The sequence below is a fragment of the Stutzerimonas stutzeri genome, from assembly GCF_024448935.1.
GTDB lineage: Bacteria > Pseudomonadota > Gammaproteobacteria > Pseudomonadales > Pseudomonadaceae > Stutzerimonas > Stutzerimonas stutzeri_AO.
On sequence record NZ_JAMOIE010000195.1, the window covers coordinates 1 to 2,293 of the forward strand.

General features: G+C 64.0%; 2 protein-coding genes. Both read right to left on the reverse strand.

Features of this window, described 5'->3' with window-relative positions; translation table 11 throughout:
* Positions 1-12 precede the first annotated feature (12 nt).
* The gene (locus NA637_RS24700; protein WP_256075176.1) at positions 13-1,197 is read right to left on the reverse strand and encodes an acetyl-CoA C-acetyltransferase; all 1,185 of its coding nucleotides are present in this window, start codon (positions 1,195-1,197) and stop codon (positions 13-15) included.
* Positions 1,198-1,335: 138 nt separating this feature from the next.
* Complete coding sequence (locus tag NA637_RS24705; protein WP_256075180.1) at positions 1,336-2,118, reverse strand: SDR family NAD(P)-dependent oxidoreductase; 783 nt, start codon at positions 2,116-2,118, stop codon at positions 1,336-1,338.
* Positions 2,119-2,293 lie beyond the last annotated feature (175 nt).

The window sequence follows — 2,293 nt, forward strand, 5'->3', positions numbered from 1 at the left end:
ATCACAGGGTCATCACAGCCGCTCGATGATGGTCACGTTGGCCATGCCGCCGCCTTCACACATGGTCTGCAGGCCGTAACGACCGCCACGATCATGGAGCGCGTGCACCAGGGTGGTCATCAGCTTGGTGCCGGAAGCGCCCAGCGGATGTCCCAGGGCAATGGCGCCGCCATTCACGTTCATGCGCTGCGGATCGGCATCGGTGGCCTGCAGCCAGGCCAGCGGCACCGGAGCAAAGGCTTCGTTGACCTCGAACAGGTCGATGTCGTTGATGTGCATGCCGGTTTTCTTCAGGGCGGCCTGGGTGGCCGGCAGTGGCGCTTCCAGCATGATCACCGGGTCATGCCCGATCACGCTCATGTGGTGAATCCGGGCCAGCGGCTCCACACCCAGAGCCTTGAGGCCCTTCTCGCTGACGACCATCACGCCACTGGCGCCGTCGCAAATCTGGCTGGCCACGGAGGCGCTGATATAGCCGCCTTCCTGTAGCAGCTTGACGGACGCGATGCCTTCCAGGGTGGCATCGAAGCGGATGCCTTCATCCACCCGATGCATCTCGTCCTGCAGGCCGCCTCCGGCAAGGTTGACCGGCACCGGCACGATTTCCTTCTCGAACTTGCCCGCTTGCGTGGCGGCGATGGCGCGTCGGTGGCTTTCCAGTGCAAACGCGTGCAGGTCTTCCCGGCTGAGGCCATATTTCTTGGCCATCATCTCGGCGCCCATGAACTGGCTGAACTCGGGCACGTCCGGATAGCGCTTGCGGATGCCCGGCCCCATGTAGTGCTCGGCGAGGTTGGCTTGCTGGGCCAGGAACAGGTTGGAACCCATGGGGGTGCGGGTCATGCTCTCGACGCCAGCGGCGATCACCACGTCCTGGGTGCCGGACATCACCGCCTGGGCCGCAAAGTGAAGGGCCTGCTGTGAACTGCCGCACTGACGATCCACCGAGGTGCCGGGCACCGATTCCGGCAAGCGGGAAGCCAGGACGGCATTGCGGGCGATGTTGTTGGACTGCTCGCCCACTTGCATGACGCAGCCCATGATGACGTCTTCGATCAGCGTGGGGTCTGCGTTGACACGATCCACCAGGTCGTTCAGCACGAAAGCGGCCAGGTCGGTGGCGTGCCACCCGGAGAGGCGGCCGCCCCGGCGGCCACCGGCGGTACGTGATGCGGCGACGATGTAGGCTTCTGCCATGTCGATATCCTCGTGTCGGCCGCCCTGCGTGGGTTTGATTGCGCTAGGGTCCGGCCAATGATGAACAGGGTTGTAAGCGGGCTCCGGCGAGCCGTGCGTGGCACGTCGACAGGCCCTGCCGATTTATTCAGCGTTTCCCTAACGGGGCGCCATGCGAATGGCGCCGTCCAGGCGAACGCTTTCGCCGTTGAAGTAACCGTTGGTCACCATCAGCTCGACGACGGCGGCGATCTCGTCCGGCTCACCCAGCCGTTTGGGGAAAGGCACGGACGCTGCCAGCGCTTCTTTCACCTTGTCCGGCAGGCCGTTCATCAACGGGGTGTTGATCAGCCCCGGCATGATGGTGTTGACCCGCACGCCTTCATTCATCAGGTCCCGGGCCATGGGCAGGGTCATGCCGACCACGCCGGCCTTGGAGGCAGCGTACGCGGCCTGGCCAATCTGGCCATCCTGGGCGGCGACGGAGGAGATGTTGACGATGACGCCACGCTCACCGTCTGCCATGCCGTCGAGGCTCAGCATCCCGGCGGCGCTCTTGGCGGCACAGCGGAAGCTGCCGATCAGGTTGATCTGGATGATCCTTTCGAACTCGGGCAGGGGGAAGTGCCTGATTTCACCGGTCTGCTTGGCGCGACTCGCCGTCTTGTGGGCGTTACCGGTACCGGCACAGTTGACCAGGATGCGCTCCTGGCCAATGGCCGCACGGGCTTTTTCAAGGCCGGCGTCCACGGCCTCCTCGGACGTCACGTCCACCTTGCAGAACACGCCACCCAGCTCGCCGGCAATGGCTTCACCACGCGCCTCGTTGAAGTCAAAAATCGCCACCTTGACGCCGGATGCAGCCAGGCGACGGACCACTGCCTCGCCAATGCCGGACGCACCGCCGGTTACCACCGCACTGATAGAAGAATCGAGCTTCATCGCGTTTCCTTTTTATCCTGATAACGGACTTGTGCCGCTACGTCAGGGAACTCACACTACTGTGCCCCCGAACCCGCGGCCGAACCCCTGGAGGACAAGGCTAGGTACTTCCCCGGCAAGCGGCATCGTCGTATCCGACGAATGTCGGCACGGACGGGCGAAATTGTGGTGCGCA

Coding starts and splice junctions, on each gene's coding strand:
- NA637_RS24700 (WP_256075176.1), bottom strand. CDS start 1,197: ATGGCAGAAGCCTACATCGTCGCCGCATCACGTACCGCCGGTGGCCGC.
- NA637_RS24705 (WP_256075180.1), bottom strand. CDS start 2,118: ATGAAGCTCGATTCTTCTATCAGTGCGGTGGTAACCGGCGGTGCGTCC.